We start from the raw sequence: 17,976 nt of genomic DNA on the forward strand, positions 1-17,976 counted from the left end.
GCATTTCATGACTGCCCAAGGACGCGCGCGATGAGCCGCTCGCGTGAAGAGCATCAGCCCGGCCGGAGCGTAGGTGACGGCCGCGCACGTCAGGTGGCACCGCTAGGGCGCGTGGCGTTGCTCTCCGAGGCCGCACGTCTGGGCACCACCGGCTGGCAGGTCGCCCGTACCGCAGGACGTGTGCTGGGCAAGCTCACCAAAAAGGGCAGCTTCGAACAGAAAGTGATCGCCGAGCTTCCGCAGACGTTCTCCGATCTTGGTCCCACATACGTCAAGCTCGGACAGATCATCGCGTCCAGTCCGGGCGCGTTCGGAGAGTCTCTGTCTCGCGAATTCCGCGGGCTCCTGGACCGCGTTCCGCCCGCCGATCCCACGCAGGTCCGTGAGCTGATCATCGGCGAGCTCGGCTCGGAACCCGAGAAGCTGTTCGCCTCCTTCGACCCCGAGCCGTTCGCATCCGCGTCAATCGCCCAGGTGCATTACGCGACACTGCATTCCGGCGAGGATGTGGTAGTCAAGATCCAACGTCCGGGCATCCGTCGCCGGGTGGCAGCCGACCTGCAGATCCTGAAGCGCGGAGCGTCATTACTGGAGCTCGGCAAGGTCGGCCGGATGCTCTCGGCCCGCGACGTGGTAGACGATTTCTCCGGAAACCTTTCCGAGGAACTGGATTTCCTCGCCGAGGGCCAGGCCATGCAAACCTGGGTGGAGCACCTGCACACCTCGTCCCTCGGTAAGAACATCCGTGTGCCCGATGTGCACTGGCACTACACGACGTCCAAAGTGCTCACCATGGAGCGGGTGCACGGCATTCGGATCGATGACGCGCCGAACATTCGCAAGGCCGGATTCGACGGCACCGAACTGGTGAAGTCGCTGTTGTTCTCGGTGTTCGAATCCGGTCTGCGCCAAGGCTTGTTCCACGGCGATCTCCACGCAGGCAACCTGCTGGTGGATGAAGAGGGCCGGATCGTATTCCTGGACTTCGGCATCGTCGGCTTTATCGACCCGCGGACTCGTTGGCTGTTGCGCGAACTGATCCACGCGCTACTGGTCAAAAAGGATCATCGCGCCGCAGGCAAGATCGTGGTGCTGCTGGGCGCCGTCGGTAATCCCGGCGACGCCGATAAGGGCACCCAAGACATCCGGGCCTTCGCCACTCCACTCACGATGAAATCGCTTGACGACATGTCGTATTCGGACATCGGCAAGCAGCTGTCCACACTCGCCGACCAGTATGACGTCAAGCTGCCGCGCGAGCTGGTGCTCATCGGTAAGCAATTCCTGTACGTGGAGCGATACATGAAACTGCTGGCGCCACGTTGGCAGATGATGGAGGACCCCGAGCTCAAGGGTTACTTCGGTAATTTCATCGTTGATATCAGCCGTGAGCACAACCGCGAGGGAGACATCTGAGATGACAGCCAACACCGCGAAGGTCGGCGATATCGAGCTGTGTTACGAGGAGTTCGGTAATCCGACCGATCCCGCGGTTCTGCTCATCATGGGCATCGGCGCGCAGATGGTGTTCTGGCGCAACGAGTTCTGCCAGCAGATCGCCGATCAGGGCTACCGGGTCATCCGATTCGACAACCGCGACTGCGGCCTTTCGACCAAACTGGACGGCGTGCGTGCCGGTGGCGGCTCGCTCCTTCCGAGTATGGCGAAATTCCTTGCCGGAGTGAAGATCACCGGAACTGCCTACACGTTGGTGGACATGGCGGGTGACGCGGCGGGACTACTCGACCATCTTGGTATCGAGCGCGCGCACATCGTGGGCGCCTCGATGGGCGGCATGATCGCGCAGGTTTTCGCCGCCGAGCATCCCGATCGGACCGAGACGGTCACCATCATCATGTCGAGCAACAATCAGGCATTCCTGCCGCCGCCCGGACCACGCCAGCTGATGGCACTGCTGAAAGCTCCGCCTGCCGACGCTACCCGCGAGGAGATCATCGCCAACAGCGTGCAGGTCGGCCGAACCATCGGCAGTCCGAAATACCGCCAACCCGAGGCGAAGTCGTACAAGCACGCGGCCGAGTACTACGACCGGAGCCACTACCCCAGGGGATTCGCCCGGCAGTTCGCCGCCATCATGGGAACTGGCAGCCTGGCGCCATTCGACAACCGAATCACCTCCCCCGCGCTGGTTTTGCATGGCAAGGCAGACAAGCTGATGCGCCCTTCGGGTGCGCGCGCCATTGCCCGAGCCATCCCCGGAGCACGGCTGGCACTGATCGACGGGATGGGTCACGATCTGCCCGAGCTGCTGTGGAACCGGATAATTGCCAAGCTCACCGAGAATTTCGCCCTATCGGAGCCCGCAGCCGATACAACGGAATCCGAGGCCGCGGGCCGCTAATTAGCTCCCGTACGAAACGGTTTCGCAGCGGTCAGACGGCGCGTTAATTATCCGCGCAACCCTTGTCGCTGCTGCTCTGTTGTTCTAGCCTCAGCTCGGGACAACAGCCAGTACCAGCTTCAATCAATCACCCGCGCGCCGTTCGGGGCATCGCGCCATCGTCGTGGGAGGCCGCCCTATGTCCAAATTGACCCCAAAATTCTCCGATATACAGGCACATTACGACTTATCCGATGACTTCTTCGCGCTGTTTCTCGACCCCAGCAGAACGTACAGCTGCGCGTATTTCGAGCCCGAGAACCTGACGCTTGAGCAGGCCCAGCAGGCCAAGATCGATCTCGCTCTCGGAAAACTGAACCTCGAACCCGGAATGACCCTGCTGGACGTGGGATGCGGCTGGGGTTCCACCATGAAACGCGCTCTCGAACACTACGACGTCAATGTCATCGGCCTGACGCTCAGCGAAAATCAATTCGCGTATGTCAACAAGGTCCTCGACTCCGCTGAAAGTTCGCGGATACACGAGGTCCGGTTGGCCGGGTGGGAAGAATTCGACGGCACCGTCGACCGAATAGTCAGTATTGGCGCCTTCGAGCATTTCGGCCACGAACGGTATGCCAGCTTCTTCGCGATGGCCCATCGGGCACTGCCGGACGACGGGAAGATGTTGTTACACACCATCGTCAGCTATCACCCTGACGAGTTGCGGCGCATGGGCGTTCCGGTGCTGATGTCGAGGATCTACTTCATGCACTTCATGCTCACCGAGATCTTTCCCGGCGGACGGCTACCTTCGGAATCGATGGTCGACGAGCACACTGACCGCGCCGGTTTCCAGGTAACCCGCCACCAGCGCCTGCAACTCCACTATGCGCGCACCCTGGACTGCTGGGCGGAGAACCTGGTCGCCCATAAGGATGAAGCGATCGCTCTTCAATCCCAAGAGGTTTACGACAGGTACATCAAGTACCTGACCGGGTGCGCCGACGCATTCCGCGAGCGCTGGATCGACGTCGTTCAGTTCACCTGCGAGAAGTAGGAATCGACGAGGTTCTGGACCACACCGACTGCCAGACCCTTGTCGACCGGCACCAGCCCGATCCGGGTGCGGCGATCGAGGATGTCGTCGGCGTCGAGCGCGCCCTCATGGGTAAGCGCGAATTCAACCTGTTCCCTGGTGATGTCGACGTCGTGCACCAACGGGGTGCCGGCGGTACCCGGCCAGTCATCCACGACCGCCAGGTTCTGCGTCACACACTCCGAGGCCGCCAACGGCCGGCGCTCCAGCCCTGCATCGAGCGCATCCTGGGCCATCTTGCGGTAGGTGGTGAGCTTGCCACCCACCACACTGACGACACCCGAATCCGAAACCCGGACGGCATGCTTGCGAGAGAGGTCGGCCGTCGCCGAATCATCCCCGTCGAGCAGCGGCCGCAGACCCGCGAATCGTCCGACCACGTGTGCTTCGGACAGCGGCGTCTGCAGCACCGTATTGACGGTATCGAGCAGGAATTGCTCTTCTGCTGCAGAGGGTTCCGCCACATCAGGCACCGGCCCAGGTGCCGGTTCATCGGTGAGCCCGAGGTACACCCGATCGTGGATGGCAGGCATTGCGAACACGAACCGGTTGATGGTCCCGGGCACCGGGACGGTGAGGGCGGCGGTCAGCCCGCCAAAGCTAGCGGCACGGAACACCAGGTGCGTACCGCGACTGGGGCGCAGCTTGATTTCACGATCAACCTGGCCTGCCCATACCCCGGCGGCATTGATGACCAAACCCGCCTGTACCGCAACGGTGTTGCCGGTCAGTTCGTCACGTAGCACCGCTCCGTCGCCGGTAACATCCTCCGCCGACACTCGGGTGAGGATGCGAGAACCCAGTCCGGCCGCCGTGCGGGCGATGGTCACCACCAGCCGTGCGTCGTCGATGAGCTGCCCGTCGAAGGCCATCAGTCCGCCGCGAAGTCCGTTGCGTCGCACCGTGGGGGCGCGCCTGATCACCTCTCCGGCATCGATCGCACGAGAACGCGGCAATACATCGACCGGGGTGTGCGCGAGCTTGCGCAGCCCGTCCCCCGCGACGAAGCCGAGCCGTACCAGTGTTCGGCTGAAGACGCTCACCGAAGGATGCAATGGAACAACCTGCGCGAGCGGGTGAATGAGATGCGGAGCGGTACGGGTCATCAGGATATGACGCTCAACCGCGCTCTCCCTGGCGATGCCCACCTGACCCGAGGCGAGGTAGCGCAGTCCGCCGTGCACCAGCTTGGAGCTGAATCGGCTTGTACCGAAGGCTAAGTCGTGTTTTTCGACGAGCGTGACGCGCAGCCCGCGGCTCGCGGCGTCGAGCGCCACCCCCACGCCGGTGATCCCACCGCCGATGACGAGGACATCCACTGGTGCGCCACCCGCGAGGGCCGCGAGGTCAGCGCTGCGTCGCGCGCTGTTGAGCTGGGTTGTCATGGTGCTCCTTGCGGCTTGAGATATCCGTCGATGGCGGTAGCCAATTCGTTCAACAGCTCATCTGGCGAAAGGAGGTCGGCGACGATGCGCGCCGACTGGAGTACTGATTGGCCGATCAGCAGCACCATCGCCGCCATCTGCTCCGGGGCTCCGGCGCGAATCGACCCGTCTGCCTGCCCTTCGGCGATGAGCACCGCGGTCCAACCGATCAGGGCGCGCTGGCTGGTACCCAGCCGCTGCACGATGTAGGTCAGCAGGAGTTCGGGATCGGATCGCACGATCGCCGCGAATATCGAGTGCTCGCGCACCTGCGTGACCAGGCCGGTCACCGACTGCACCAGCCGGCCGCGCGCGTGCCCCTCCCCGGCCGCGGGGAGGATCGAGCCCATCTCCCGGGTCAGCAGCTCGGCGACCAGGGTGCGTACATCGGGCCAGCGCCGATACACCGATGGCCTGCTGACACCTGCACGCTTGGCCACCTCGACCAGCGTGGTCCGTCGCACTCCGAATTCGGTGACACAGGACAGCGCGGCGTCGAGGATGCGTTCGGTGACCGGATCCGCCGAGGCCTCGGTGCCCGCGGCCAGCACAGCCGGAGCCGTCATGTCACCACTCCTCGCGAGCCAAAGAAATCTGCGTTACAACTTGCCATTGTATGTAATACTGTAACGCATGATGGAGTGGGACGCCTGGGGCGTGGCCGAAAAACGACAGACTCTCTCACCTCAAGTGAAGACGCTGCTGGCGTCGGCACTGGGCATTCCCGAACGGGATCCCGTCAGCCGCGACGAATCCGCCGTCACGCTCTCCCCCAGCTCGCTCACCGGGGAACAGCTGACCGCGCTGCACGACCTGGTCGGCACGGAGAACGTGAGTACCGATCACGGCGCCCGGCTCCGACACGCAGGCGGCAAGAGCACCCCGGATCTACTGCGCCGACGCTCCACCGGAGTCCAGGACGCGCCAGATGCCATCGTCTACCCCGCGTCGCATGACGAGGTGTCTACGCTCCTCGCGCTCTGCGGCGAGCAGGTTATCGCGGTCGTACCGTTTGGCGGCGGCACCAGCGTGGTCGGCGGACTGGACCCGGAACGCGGCGGATTCACCGCGGTGATCGCCGTGGACCTGCGACGGATGTCCGGCCTGGTATCCCTCGACGAAGAGTCCGGAACTGCCGTGCTGCTACCCGGAACGACGGGCCCCGAGGCCGAGGAACTCCTCGCAGCCAAAGGTTTTTCGCTCGGGCATTTCCCACAGAGTTTCCGGTTCGCGAGCATCGGCGGGTTCGCCGCAACCCGTTCCTCCGGGCAGGCCTCCAGCGGCTACGGACGCTTCGACGCGATGGTGGATGCGGTCCGGATCGCCACCCCACGCGGCGATCTCAACCTGGGCCGGGCGCCCGCCTCGGCGGCCGGACCGGACCTGCGTCAACTCTTCCTGGGATCGGAAGGTGCGCTGGGCATCATCACCGAGGTGACGGTGCGGGTGCACCGGCTGCCCGAGGACACCTGGTACCAGGGTTGGTCCTTCCCCTCCTTCGACGCCGGCGCCCAGGCGCTACGCACCCTGGTCCAATCCGACGGCGCACCCACTGTGCTCCGGCTATCCGATGAAGCCGAAAGCGGGCTGAACCTCGCCCTGGCCAAGGACATTGGCGGGAAGAACCCCGCCGCCGGGGTGCTGGCGATCACCACCGTGGAAGGCACCCGGGGCCATGTCGAGGCCCGATCGGCGGAAGTGTCTGCCGTTCTCACCGCCGCGGGTGGCACTGCGCTCGGCGACGAGCCCGCCAAGGCGTGGGACCACGGACGCTTCGACGCACCGTATCTGCGTGACGCCCTCATCGACGCCGGTGCGGTGGTGGAGACGCTGGAGACCGCTACCTCCTGGCGGAACCTCACCAACCTGCGCACGGCCGTCACCACGGCACTGGCCGAAGCGCTTGGCGCCCAAGGCACCCCACCTCTGGTGTTGTGCCATATTTCGCACACCTACCGCACGGGTGCCTCGTTGTACTTCACCGTCGTGTGCGCGGCCGCCGAGGACCCGCTGACCCAGTGGGGCAAGGCGAAGAAGGCGGCAGGTGACGCCATCGTCGCTGCCGGTGCCACCATTACGCACCATCACGCCGTGGGACGCGATCACCAACCGTGGCTTGCCGACGAGGTCGGCGAGCTCGGCATCGAGATCCTGCAAGCGGTGAAGCGAACCGTCGATCCGCAGGGAATCCTCAACCCCGGCAATCTGATTCCGGTCAGCGAGTAGCGCCGATGACGCACGTTACCGTCCTGACGAATCCGGCCGCCGGCCATACCGCCGCACAGGCCGCCGAGGCCGCCATCGCCCATTTGCGCAAGCGCGGGCTGACGGTGACCCACCACGCCGCGTCATCGGTATCGGAATCGCATGCGCTGGCACAGGAAGCCGCGCGCACGGGCGCTCGCGGGATCGTCGCCGCGGGCGGAGACGGTCTGGTGAGCATCGCGCTCCAGGCGGTGGCATCCACCCCGGTGGCCCTGGGCGTGATCCCTATCGGCACCGGCAACGACTGCGCGCGCATGCTGGACATCCCGCTGGGAGACCCGATTGCCGCCGCCGACGTGATTGCCACCGGCAATATCCGAGTGATCGACGCCGGACGCATCCAATACAACGGGAACACAACGTGGTTCGCCACCGTGGTGGCCTCCGGCTTCGACTCGTTGGTCAACGATCGCGCCAATCGGATGAGCTGGCCACGGGGCCGTCGCCGCTACGACATCGCCATGGCACTGGAGGCCGCGAAACTGCGGCCGCTGCCGTTCCGTATCGAGTTGGACGACCAGGTGATCGAGACCGATGTCACCCTCGTCGCGGTCGGGAACGGAACCTCGTATGGCGGTGGAATGCGCATCTGTCCCAACGCAGTTCTGGACGACGGGCTACTCGACGTGACGGTGGTGGCGGCCGGTGGACGGCTCCGCCTGCTGCGCCTGTCCCCCACCGTCTACAAGGGCACCCACGTCGACCTGCCCGAGGTCAGCACCTTCCGGTCACGGCAGGTGCGGCTGACCTCCACGGATATCACCGCCTATGCGGACGGCGAACCGGTGGCGCCGCTGCCGATCGATATCGATGTCGTTCCCGGCGCCCTGACCGTCTTCGCCTAACCGGCCTTGTCCGCGAACAGGAATGCGGAGTGCGGGGTCGCGTCTTCCAGATCCGCGGGGATGCCACGACCGTGACGCTTCAGCAGGGCGGTGGTGGGCTCGCTGGTCACCTGCCACCCGCGGTTGGCGAGGAACTCGCCGGCATCGGTGCGGTCCTCCAGGTACCAGAGATCGGCGACGCTAGGAATCTCCTCGTCCTGGAGTTTCTCCGCGGCACGTCGAAATGCCTGCCCACGTTTCCGTTGGCGCTCAAGAGTTTCCGGGTCGAAGAAGCCTTCTCCGAAGTTCTCCACCGCGATACGGCTGCCCGGTGCGCTGAGCGAATCAACGCGCTCGAATAGCAGGTCCTGTGCTGTGGGCGGCAGATACGGCAACAGCCCCTCGGCAATCCACGCCGAGGGCAGGGCGGGGTCGAATCCGTTGGCTGCTAGCGCGGCGGGCCAGTCGTCGCGCAAGTCCACCGCCACCGGGACGTAACGGACGCGGGTGGTGGCGCCCTGCGCGTCCAGAGTGTCCGCCTTGAAGGCCAGAACCTTGGGCAGGTCCAGCTCGAACAACAGTGCATCGGTGGGCCAGTCGAGTCGCCATCCGCGTGCATCGAGTCCGGCCGCCAGAATCACCGCCTGACGAATCCCGGCCTCCCCCGCAGCACCGAAGAAATCGTCAAAGAACTTGGTGCGGCATGCGATATACGACCGCATGGCGGCAATCCGTTCAACCAATCGAGGCTCGGCCTCCAGCAGAGCTGCGGGCGGCTCCCCGTCGAAGCGGTACATGTTCCACACCCCGTCACCGGCTGCCGAGAGAAAGTGCCCGGCGTACGGATCAGTGATCAGCGGATTCTCGCTGCGGGTTTCCGCGTCTCTGGCGCTGGCCACTCCCAACGCGGTGGTGCCGACACTTTCGGTGATTTCCCAGCTGTCTCCGTCGCTTCGCGCCATGAGTTCCTTTGTACGCCGGCCTCCATGGTGCGCCGACAGGACGGCCCCCATAGTTATCAGTGCAGACCCCTCAAACCGCACATCCCACCACTGCAAACCAGCGAGACCCGTCCGGAAGCGCCACGGAAAACGAGCTCGCACTATTTATAGAACAACACGATATATTTGTCTAGCAATTTCGAGGATCGAGACTCACAGTGACCGACCACATCGCCGCCGAGGCAGGACGTGGACGCGGGCGGCCAATCAAGGACGGTAAGACGTCCGCAGAAGTGCGTTCGCACTTGCTCGACGCGACCGAGCGTGTGTTGACCCGGGTTGGGGCCACCGCACTCAGCATGGGGGCCGTCGCCAGCGAGGCCGGTTACAGCCGTGGCGTCGTGTACCGATACTTCAACAATCGGGACGAGGTACTCGACGCCCTGATCGTGCGCAGAGCAACAACGAACATCGCGGAAACGGCTCCCCGGCTGATGGCGCTCGGCGATTGGTCCGAGATGGTCGTCGAGTCCATGGTCATCGTCGCGACCGAGACCACCCAGGACCCCCTGCTCCGCGCGCTCGCCGACCCGGACGGCACCCATAGCACCGCCGCGAGCCTGATTTTCGGCTCACCCGGGCTGTCACAGATGCTCGCATCGCTGTACGAGTCGATGTTCAGCAGCGGTCTGGCGCCGCTGCGCGAGGGTCTCAGCGCCGGCGACGCCTCGCGTTACGTGCTGTCGGTGGTCATGAGTCTGCTGTCGAGTTCCATACCGGGCTGCGATGATCCCGATCAGGTGCGCCGTTATGTCCGGACCTTTGTGCTTCCCGCACTCATGGAAGCACCGCCGCCGCCCGAGCAGGTGTTCACATAATGGCCGAGGATGTCTGATTGGCGATGCGCGGTTCGTCAGACAAGTAGAGAGTGGATCGCAGAGTTCCGCTCACTGACACAGACGGAGGGCTCCACCATGTACTACCTCGCGCTGCTGATCGGCCCCGAGCGGGATCGCACACCCGAAGAGGGCGCCCAGGAGATGGCCGATTATCAGAACTTTCACGCCAAGGCGGCATCTGCGATCCGTGCGGGTGACGCCCTGTTCCCCGTCGCCGACGGTGTCCGGATCACCGGGGGCCCGATACCGCCGTAGTCACCGACGGACCGTTCGTCGAGGGCGCCGAGGTCGCCGGCGGCTACTACGTACTGGAGGCCGAGAACCTCGACGATGCGCTGGCGCTGGCCCGAGACATCCCGGAGGCCAAGCATGGTGCGGTCGAGGTGTGGCCACTGGTCGACTGCTCACAGGAGTTCGGCGGGCAGGGCGCAATGAGTTGGCTCGCACTGCTTCTAGAGCCACGCGATCGCGCGTATCCGCCGGGTAGCCCCGAATGGGAAGCGGTGGCGGCACAGCACGGAGCGTTCGGCGAGAAGGCGGGCGGGCATATCAAGATCGCCGGACCGCTTCATCCCCCGTCGACGGCGACCACGGTCCGGCTGCGCGATGGCGAGACCCTTCTCACCGACGGCCCCTATATCGAGGGTGCCGAGATCGCGAACGGTTTCTACGTGCTGACCACCGACGACCGCGACAAGGCCATCGAGCTCGCATCGCAGATCCCCGCATCGGTCGTCCAGCTGCGCCAACTCACCGGCGTCTCGGGTCTCTAACCACCGGATGACGACCGAACTGGACGGCGTCTTCCGGCGGGAGTGGGGCGCCACCGTCGCTGCCATCGCCCGATGGTCAGGGGACCTCACCATCGCCGAGGACGCCGTCCAGGAAGCATGCACCGACGCACTGCGCACCTGGCCGCGCGACGGCGTACCCGACAATCCGGGCGGTTGGTTGTTGACGGCCGCACGGAACCGGGCACGTGATCGACTCCGGCGCGAGACTCTACGCCCGGGAAAGGAATTGGCGGCCATGCTTGACGACATCACCGCCCGGACGGACCTCTCCGACCCTCATTCGGTACGCGATGACGAGCTGCGGATGATGTTCACCTGTGCCCATCCCGCCCTCGAGAGAATGTCGCAGCTGGCCCTGACGCTGCGGTTGGTATCGGGCCTGACGGTCGCCGAGATCGCCCGGGCGCTGCTCCATAGCGAAGCCGCGATAGGCCAGCGAATCACCCGCGCCAAGGCCAAGATTCGCACGGCCAATATTCCGCTGCGGGTGCCGCCCACCGAGCTGTTACCCGAACGCATCCCGCATGTGCTCGGCTGCATCTACTCGGTGTTCACCGAGGGTTATTGGTCGACGGGCGGACCATCGGCCATTCGAGACGAGTTATGCGACGAGGGCGCGCGTCTCGCCGGCGAGCTGTGCAAGCTCATGCCACAGGAACGGGAAGCGAACGCACTCGCTGCACTTGTGCTGCTTCATGATTCGCGGCGCCTCGCCCGAATGGAAGCCGGCGGCGCATTGGTCCCCCTGGAGGAGCAGGACCGGGGCCGATGGGATCGCGACCGCATCGCCCGCGGGCTGAGCCAGTTGCGGCAGGCGGCAGGATCGACCGGCCCCTATCTACCGCAGGCGGTGATCGCCGCGCTGCACGCCACCGCCCCGTCCTGGGAAGAAACCGACTGGCATGCCATTTGCCTGGCCTACGACCGGCTCGCGACCATGACGGATTCACCTGTGGTGCTGGTGAACCGGGCGTTGGCCATCGGGCTGCGCGACACCTCCGACGCGGGACTGGCCGCATTGGAAAAGGTCGCCCACGATCCGCGGCTGGCGCGATCGAACCTGGCGGTCACCGTCCGTGCCGATCTGCTCCGACGCGCCGGACGCAACGCCGAGGCGGTCGAATGGTATCGAAAGGCACTGTCCACCAATGGTTCTGCCCCCGGCCGAGAGTTTCTGCGGCGTCGTATAACCGAATGTGAAAGCACGACCCGGAGCTAGACAGCGTCGAGGACGCTCTCCAACCAAAGGCCGATATCGCGGTGGACGCGATCCTTCTCCGGCTCGTTGAGAATCTCGTGACGCCCGCCCGCGTAGAACCGATACTCCAGACGCCGGTGACCCTCGGTCAAATAACGGGTGATGAGACTCTGAATCGTTTCGGTTCGCCCCCCGACCGGATCCTCGCTTCCCGCGATGACGAGGATCGGCAGCTCGGTCGGAATGCGGGATTCATTCTCTGGCTCCCACAATGAGTGGAATCCCTTGATCACCGAGTACGTCATCGCGTTGGAGAAAGGCTTGCCACACAAGGGATCCGACTGGAAGGCGCGGATCTCTTCGGGGTCGCAGGTCTGCCACTCGGACCCAGTGGACGTGGCACCTTCGGCCACAAAGGGTGCGTTCAACGCGGCCAGCATGGATCCCATGAATTCGCTCGGTGCCATCGCATTCGGACCTGTGGCGACGGCCTCGAGTTGCGCGATTGCCTGCTGGTAAGCCTCCTCGGTGAGGCCTGGCACCGCGCCGAGTGTGCCGCAGAGGACGGCCCCCGCCAGTAGGTCCCCGTGGTTCTGGATGTGGGACTGCGTCAGCGCCGAGCCCATGCTGTGCCCGAACGCGATCAGCGGAAGCACGGGATTCTCGGCACGCGCGATGTCGGCGAGCTGCTTGATATCAGCCGCCATATCGTCCCAGGCGGTGACTCCGAGCAGCCCCAATTTGTCAGGGCCGGCGGTCTGCCCGTGCCCGCGAAGGTCCAGTGCGTACACCACACAACCACGCGCCGCGAGGAACCGGGCCAGGCGGTCGTACCGGGCACTGTATTCGGCGATACCGTGCGTGATCTGGACCGCGGCCCGGCTGGCGACCCCACACGGCGGTTGCCACCTGCGGTAGTAGATCGCCATCCGGTCCACATCGGAGGTGAATACGGAAATCTCGGGGCCGCCAACGGGATTTGTGTCGGTCACGGGTCGATTCTCGTTCATGACAGTCCTTCCTAATGGGGCTTCGCCCCATGGTCCTTACGCGATTTCGGCGGCGCACCTGCGGGCGTAAATAGCCTAGCCTTCGGCCTCTTCGATCGCCGAGAAGGCGATATCCACCGCATACGCCGCATCGGATTCGGCCCGATCCGCGTCCTTACGGCAGGGGGGCTGACCAGACCAGCCGGGTGCCCCCGGTGTCCAATGCCGACACCGTGAACGTGCCCCCCGACTCGGTGGCCCGATTCGCGAGCCCACTCAGCCCGCTGCGGGCGACCACATCTGGTATCCCGATGCCGTCGTCAACCACCTCGATGACCAGCTCATCGTCAACCGACACCGTCACCGACAGTTCCCTGGCCCGGGCGTGCCTGACCACATTGCTCACGGCCTCACGCACCACCGCCTCGGCATCGCCGGAAGTATTGGCGGGCAACACATCCAGTGGACCGCTCATGCGCACCGATACGCGCAGCCCCGTGTCCGCCGTGAGCTCGTTGATGGTGGAACGCAGCGTTGCGCGCAACGATTCGTCGTTGGTGTGCAGGTCGAATATCGCGGTCCGAATCTCTTGGATCACCTCGTGCAGCTGGTCAATATGGTCGGCGAGGCGGGCCGCAACCGTCGGTTCTACGGACCGACGATGAGTGCTCTGCATCGCCAGGCCGACGGCGAACAATCGTTGGATGACATGGTCGTGCAGGTCACGGGCAATGCGGTCGCGATCGGCCAGCACATCCAATTCATGTTTGGCCAGACGGACCTCGGCCTGTTCCAGTGCCAGCGCCGCCTGCCCCGCGAAGGAGGCGGCCATATCGAGCTGCTCCTCGTCGAAGGCCACCGCTCCCACCGCGCGCAGCAGGATCAACACACCTGCCGTCGACTCCCCTCCCCCGAGCGGGAGCACCAGGGCAGGCCCGAACGCCAGATCCGTCCCCTCAGCCAGGTCAACCGCGAGCCGGCCCACGTTTCTCGGCTCCTGATCAACGAAGGTACTCCCCGAGGTTGACCCATCGATGGGGATCACCTTGTCGCTCAACACTTCTGCACCCTCGCCGAGATAAACGGCTACTACCAGCTCGGCGATATCCTCATCCCCGACCGCGCCCACCGGCAGCGCGATAAACGCAAAGTCGGCCTCCGCAAGCAATGCCGCATTGGCGGCCACCAGGTGCAACGCCTTACCCGGGTCCACGCCGGCGAGCAGTTCGGCGGTGATATCCGCGGTGGCACGCTGCCATTGCTCGCGACGGCGGGCGTGCTGGTAGAGGCGGGCGTTCTCGATCGCGATGCCGGCCGCACCCGCGAGCGCGCGTACCACCACCTCGTCATCCTCGGTGAATTCCTGCCCGTCGAGCTTCTCGGTCAGGTACAGCCGCCCGAACACCTCGCCGCGCACCTGCACGGGCACGCCCAGAAAGGTTCGCATCGGCGGGTGGTTCACCGGGAAGCCGACCGAGGCCACGTGTGCCGCGATATCGCGCAGCCGCAACGGCTTGGCCTCGTCGATCACCACTCCGAGCACACCGTGGCCGGTGGGCAGCGGCCCGATCAGGTCGCGGGTGGCCTCGTCGATACCCTCGTAGACGAACTCCGTGAGCTTCTCGTCCGATCCCACCACACCGAGTGCGCCATAGCGGGCGCTGACGAGCTCCGATGCCGCACAGACGATTTCCCGTAGTGTCGCATCAAGCTCTAGCCCCGAGCTGACGGCCATGACGGCATCGAGCAAGGCATCCATGCGCCCGCGGGTGCCGTCGACAATCTGCTCGATCCGGCCTTGCACCTCGGAGAGCAGGTCACGCAGCTGCAAGTGAGCAAGCTCGGCCGTCACCCGATTGGGTTGCGCACCAACGTCCTCGACCACCATTCAACTCTCGCATACCTTGACCTCGGGTGAATACCAGACCGTCAGCCGTGGAGTCCCTGGTTGTCTCGCGCTAATTTGGTGGCCAGCACCGCGACCTGTGTTCGGCGTTCGAGGTCCAGTTTGGTGAGCAGACGCGAGACATAGTTCTTGACCGTCTTCTCCGCCAAGAACATTCGCTCGGCGATCTGGCGGTTCGTCAGACCCTCTCCGATCAGCTCCAACAGGGTGCGCTCCTGCGCGGTGAGCCCGGCCAACGGCGATGGATTATCTGCCGCAGCGCGCAATTTGTTCATCAGAGCGGCGGCGGCCCGGTTGTCCAGCAGCGAGCGTCCCGCCCCGACGGTGCGGACCGCGGAGACCAGTTCCATTCCCTTGATGTCCTTGATGACATAACCCCCGGCCCCCGCCATGATCGCGTCGAGCATGGCGTGTTCGTCGGTGAACGAGGTGAGCATCAGACAGTTGAGATCCGGCAATTTGGACCGCAATTCCCGGCACAGCTCGACCCCGTTACCGTCGGGCAACCGGATGTCCAGCACCGCGATATCCGGTTGCAGTGCGGGGATGCGCGCCATCGCCTCGGCGACCGAAGACGCCTGCCCGATCACCGAGAAGTCCTCTTCCTCTTCCAACAGGTCGGCCAGACCTCGGCGCACCACCTCGTGGTCGTCGACCAGGAACACCGTGATCATGTCCGTTTCCCTTCCACCTGCCGCATCCAGTGTGGCACCGGCGACGGAATCCAGCACCGGCATCGCTACAGTCCAACCGCGTACAGATCACCGATGTGCTTGTCGCTGTGCGATATCGCGTCTAGCAGGTGACTGGCCGGCACCGCGTTCAGAACGCAGCCGGAGGCGCTATTCGCCGGAACCCCGGGGCGCCTTCCGTCGAATAGCGCCGCAGCCCGTACCAGTGTTCCGACACTCACGCTGTCGTGGAATGGGATAGAGCGCACCGTCATGGCATTCCTTCCCGTCGTACCTCGTTGATTCCACGGTACGACGGGCGGATGTTGGTGGCTACGGTCTTTGGTCCCTACTCGCAGGGGATGCGGGTCGCCGGCATCACAACGGCAAAGCCCCCATTTCCGGCTCAATGCGAGCGGGAAATGGGGGCTTTGCAACTAACGTTCGCGGACGCGACCGAGAAAGGTCAGGCCTCCAGGAAGTTCCGGGTCACGGCCGGGTCGACCAGGATGCCGGGGCCGGTCGTGGTGGTGACGACGATCTTCTTCAGGTAACGGCCCTTCGCCGAGGACGGCTTGGCACGCAGAACCTCATCGAGGACAGCACCGTAGTTCTCCGTCAACTTGTCGGCGTCGAACGAGGCCTTGCCGATGATCAGGTGAAGGTTGGAGTGCTTGTCGACGCGGAAGTTGATCTTGCCGCCCTTGATATCGGCGACAGCCTTGGCCACGTCGGGGGTCACGGTGCCGGTCTTGGGGTTCGGCATCAGACCGCGCGGACCCAGGACACGGGCGATGCGGCCGACCTTCGCCATCTGATCCGGGGTGGCGATGGCTGCGTCAAACTCCAGCCAGCCGCCCTGGATCTTCTCGATCAGGTCGTCGCTACCGACAACATCGGCACCGGCGGCGGCCGCCGCCTCAGCCTTCTCGCCCACTGCGAAGACGATGACGCGAGCGGTCTTACCGGTACCGTGCGGAAGGTTCACGGTGCCGCGGACCATCTGGTCAGCCTTGCGGGGGTCGACGCCGAGGCGCATAGCGACCTCGACAGTGGCGTCGTACTTCTTGGACGAGGTCTCCTTGGCCAGCTTTGCGGCGTCAAGAGGCGAGTACAGCTTCTCGCGGTCGATCTTCTCGGCGGCCTCACGGTACGCCTTGCTGTTCTTGCTCATGGGAATCCAATCAATTGTTGGGTCGTGGTTTGTGATGAACCTCTTGGGTCAAGAGCTTCAAACACTTCAGGCCGAAGCGGGCCTTACCACTGGTATTCGGGGTGCTATGCCGTATTACTCGACGGTGATGCCCATCGAACGCGCGGTGCCGGCAATGATCTTGGCGGCGGCGTCGATGTCGTTGGCGTTCAGGTCTTCCTTCTTGGTCTCTGCGATCTCGCGCACCTGATCCCAGGTCACCTTGGCGACCTTGGTCTTGTGCGGCTCACCGGAACCCTTGGGCACACCGGCGGCCTTCAGCAGCAGCCTGGCAGCGGGCGGGGTCTTGAGCGCGAAGGTGAAGGTGCGATCCTCGTAGACACTGATCTCCACGGGGATGACGTTGCCGCGCTGCGAATCGGTCGCGGCGTTGTACGCCTTGCAGAACTCCATGATGTTGACGCCGTGCTGACCGAGCGCGGGACCGACCGGCGGCGCAGGGTTGGCTTCGCCGGCCTTGATCTGAAGCTTGATCAGCCCGACGACCTTTTTCTTCTTCGGGGCCATTCGGGTTTTCCTAACTTTCCTTCCGTACCCGCACGTTTTCGCGCGGGGTCCGGACCGTCATACGGTCCGAAGTTTTGTCAGAGCTTTTCGACCTGGGTGAAGTTGAGCTCGACCGGGGTCTCGCGACCAAAGATCGACACCAGGACCTTGAGGCGCTGCTGCTCGGCGTTGACCTCGCTGATGCTGGCGGGCAGCGTTGCGAATGGACCGTCGGTGACGGTGACCGATTCGCCGACCTCGAAGTCGACCTCGATGACCGGCCGTTCCAGACCACCGGTCTCGGCAGCGGCACCGCCGGCGGCCTCGGCCGCGCTGCCCTTGGCGGGCTTCTTGGCCGGATTCTGCGGGAGCAGGAACTTCACCACGTCGTCCAGCGACAGCGGCGACGGGCGCGAGGTAGCGCCGACAAATCCGGTGACGCCGGGGGTGTTGCGGACCGCACCCCAAGACTCGTCGTTGAGTTCCATCCGGACCAGGATGTAACCGGGCAGCACCTTGCGGTTGACCAGCTTGCGTTGGCCGTTCTTGATCTCGGTGACCTCCTCGGTGGGCACCTCGATCTGGAAGATGTAGTCGCCGACGTCCAGGTTCTGCACACGGGTCTGCAGGTTGGCCTTGACCTTGTTCTCATATCCGGCATACGAGTGAATGACGTACCACTCGCCCGGCTCACGGCGCAGCTGCGCCTTCAACGTGACGGCAGGGTCGGCGTCCTCGTCAACTTCCGCCTCAGCGCCCGGCTCTTCCGAAGACGACTCAGCCGGCTCGGGTGCAGTTACATCGGGTTCGGCGCTCTCGTCGATCACATCGACCGATACAGCGGTGTCACCGGTGTCTTCTGGCTCGCTCGCAGCGTCGCCATCGAAGGTTGTCACCGTTCGTCCTCTCTCGTCTTTCGTTGTTCT

The 17,976-nt window shown here is 64.5% G+C and carries 17 protein-coding genes and 1 pseudogene; 8 read left to right on the top strand and 10 right to left on the bottom strand.

Annotated elements, in window-relative coordinates; all coding sequences use genetic code 11:
- Window positions 1-30 precede the first annotated feature (30 nt).
- The 3 genes from MLB1_RS05925 to MLB1_RS05935 all read left to right on the top strand — a co-directional run bounded on the left by MLB1_RS05925 (window position 31) and on the right by MLB1_RS05935 (window position 3,401).
- A complete protein-coding gene (locus tag MLB1_RS05925) occupies window positions 31-1,416 on the top strand; it encodes an AarF/ABC1/UbiB kinase family protein (RefSeq protein WP_255485598.1) in 1,386 nt (461 codons plus the stop codon).
- Between the two features lies 1 nt (window position 1,417).
- The gene (locus MLB1_RS05930) at window positions 1,418-2,362 is read left to right on the top strand and encodes an alpha/beta fold hydrolase (protein WP_180748732.1); all 945 of its coding nucleotides are present in this window, start codon (window positions 1,418-1,420) and stop codon (window positions 2,360-2,362) included.
- Window positions 2,363-2,540: 178 nt separating this feature from the next.
- A complete protein-coding gene (locus MLB1_RS05935; RefSeq protein WP_180748733.1) occupies window positions 2,541-3,401 on the top strand; it encodes a cyclopropane mycolic acid synthase family methyltransferase in 861 nt (286 codons plus the stop codon).
- On the opposite strand, the gene MLB1_RS05940 is transcribed toward MLB1_RS05935, so the two are convergent.
- Together MLB1_RS05940 and MLB1_RS05945 are read right to left on the bottom strand one after the other, a co-directional pair.
- Window positions 3,380-4,825, bottom strand: coding sequence for a glycerol-3-phosphate dehydrogenase/oxidase (locus tag MLB1_RS05940; protein WP_180748734.1), 1,446 nt, complete (start codon window positions 4,823-4,825; stop codon window positions 3,380-3,382). The two genes, MLB1_RS05935 and MLB1_RS05940, sit on opposite strands and share 22 nt — an antisense overlap.
- Window positions 4,822-5,430 (bottom strand): TetR/AcrR family transcriptional regulator, encoded by a 609-nt coding sequence (locus MLB1_RS05945; RefSeq protein ID WP_180748735.1) that lies wholly within the window; start codon window positions 5,428-5,430, stop codon window positions 4,822-4,824. Before MLB1_RS05945 ends, MLB1_RS05940 begins: the two co-directional genes overlap by 4 nt.
- A gap of 67 nt (window positions 5,431-5,497) precedes the next feature.
- On the opposite strand from MLB1_RS05945, the gene MLB1_RS05950 reads away from it, so the two are divergent.
- Together MLB1_RS05950 and MLB1_RS05955 are read left to right on the top strand one after the other, a co-directional pair.
- A complete protein-coding gene (locus MLB1_RS05950; RefSeq protein WP_180748736.1) occupies window positions 5,498-7,090 on the top strand; it encodes an FAD-binding oxidoreductase in 1,593 nt (530 codons plus the stop codon).
- A 5-nt stretch (window positions 7,091-7,095) separates the two neighbouring features.
- The gene (locus MLB1_RS05955; protein WP_180748737.1) at window positions 7,096-7,974 is read left to right on the top strand and encodes a diacylglycerol kinase; all 879 of its coding nucleotides are present in this window, start codon (window positions 7,096-7,098) and stop codon (window positions 7,972-7,974) included.
- Here MLB1_RS05955 and MLB1_RS05960 read toward each other — a convergent pair.
- Window positions 7,971-8,915, bottom strand: coding sequence for a class I SAM-dependent methyltransferase (locus MLB1_RS05960; RefSeq protein WP_180748738.1), 945 nt, complete (start codon window positions 8,913-8,915; stop codon window positions 7,971-7,973). The genes MLB1_RS05955 and MLB1_RS05960 overlap by 4 nt on opposite strands.
- 197 nt (window positions 8,916-9,112) lie before the next feature.
- Between MLB1_RS05960 and MLB1_RS05965 the strand changes: the two genes are divergently transcribed.
- From MLB1_RS05965 to MLB1_RS05975, 3 genes and pseudogenes are all read left to right on the top strand, one after another.
- Window positions 9,113-9,772: a TetR/AcrR family transcriptional regulator gene (locus MLB1_RS05965; RefSeq protein WP_180748739.1), complete on the top strand. Its 660-nt coding sequence runs from the start codon at window positions 9,113-9,115 to the stop codon at window positions 9,770-9,772.
- Window positions 9,773-9,868: 96 nt separating this feature from the next.
- Window positions 9,869-10,566: pseudogene (locus MLB1_RS05970) on the top strand (YciI family protein).
- Between the two features lie 7 nt (window positions 10,567-10,573).
- A complete protein-coding gene (locus MLB1_RS05975; protein WP_180748740.1) occupies window positions 10,574-11,806 on the top strand; it encodes a sigma-70 family RNA polymerase sigma factor in 1,233 nt (410 codons plus the stop codon).
- Here the strand turns inward: MLB1_RS05975 and MLB1_RS05980 are convergent.
- The 7 genes from MLB1_RS05980 to nusG all read right to left on the bottom strand — a co-directional run bounded on the left by MLB1_RS05980 (window position 11,803) and on the right by nusG (window position 17,946).
- Complete coding sequence (locus MLB1_RS05980; protein ID WP_180748741.1) at window positions 11,803-12,777, bottom strand: alpha/beta fold hydrolase; 975 nt, start codon at window positions 12,775-12,777, stop codon at window positions 11,803-11,805. The two genes, MLB1_RS05975 and MLB1_RS05980, sit on opposite strands and share 4 nt — an antisense overlap.
- A gap of 172 nt (window positions 12,778-12,949) precedes the next feature.
- Window positions 12,950-14,659 carry a GAF domain-containing protein gene (locus MLB1_RS05985; RefSeq protein WP_180749715.1) on the bottom strand — a complete coding sequence of 570 codons (1,710 nt, stop codon included), beginning with the start codon at window positions 14,657-14,659 and terminating at the stop codon, window positions 12,950-12,952.
- A gap of 44 nt (window positions 14,660-14,703) precedes the next feature.
- Entirely contained in the window at window positions 14,704-15,354 is a 651-nt protein-coding gene (locus MLB1_RS05990) for a response regulator transcription factor (RefSeq protein ID WP_180749716.1), read from the bottom strand.
- A gap of 65 nt (window positions 15,355-15,419) precedes the next feature.
- Window positions 15,420-15,626: a hypothetical protein gene (locus MLB1_RS05995; protein WP_180748742.1), complete on the bottom strand. Its 207-nt coding sequence runs from the start codon at window positions 15,624-15,626 to the stop codon at window positions 15,420-15,422.
- 191 nt (window positions 15,627-15,817) lie between these two features.
- Window positions 15,818-16,525, bottom strand: a complete 708-nt coding sequence (gene rplA, locus MLB1_RS06000; protein ID WP_180748743.1) for a 50S ribosomal protein L1 — start codon at window positions 16,523-16,525, stop codon at window positions 15,818-15,820.
- A 114-nt stretch (window positions 16,526-16,639) separates the two neighbouring features.
- A complete protein-coding gene (rplK, locus tag MLB1_RS06005) occupies window positions 16,640-17,071 on the bottom strand; it encodes a 50S ribosomal protein L11 (RefSeq protein WP_180748744.1) in 432 nt (143 codons plus the stop codon).
- Window positions 17,072-17,148: 77 nt separating this feature from the next.
- Window positions 17,149-17,946 carry a transcription termination/antitermination protein NusG gene (gene nusG, locus MLB1_RS06010; protein ID WP_180748745.1) on the bottom strand — a complete coding sequence of 266 codons (798 nt, stop codon included), beginning with the start codon at window positions 17,944-17,946 and terminating at the stop codon, window positions 17,149-17,151.
- Between the last annotated feature and the right edge of the window lie 30 nt (window positions 17,947-17,976).

Source organism: Mycobacteroides sp. LB1 (assembly GCF_013449725.1).
Lineage (GTDB): Bacteria > Actinomycetota > Actinomycetes > Mycobacteriales > Mycobacteriaceae > Mycobacterium.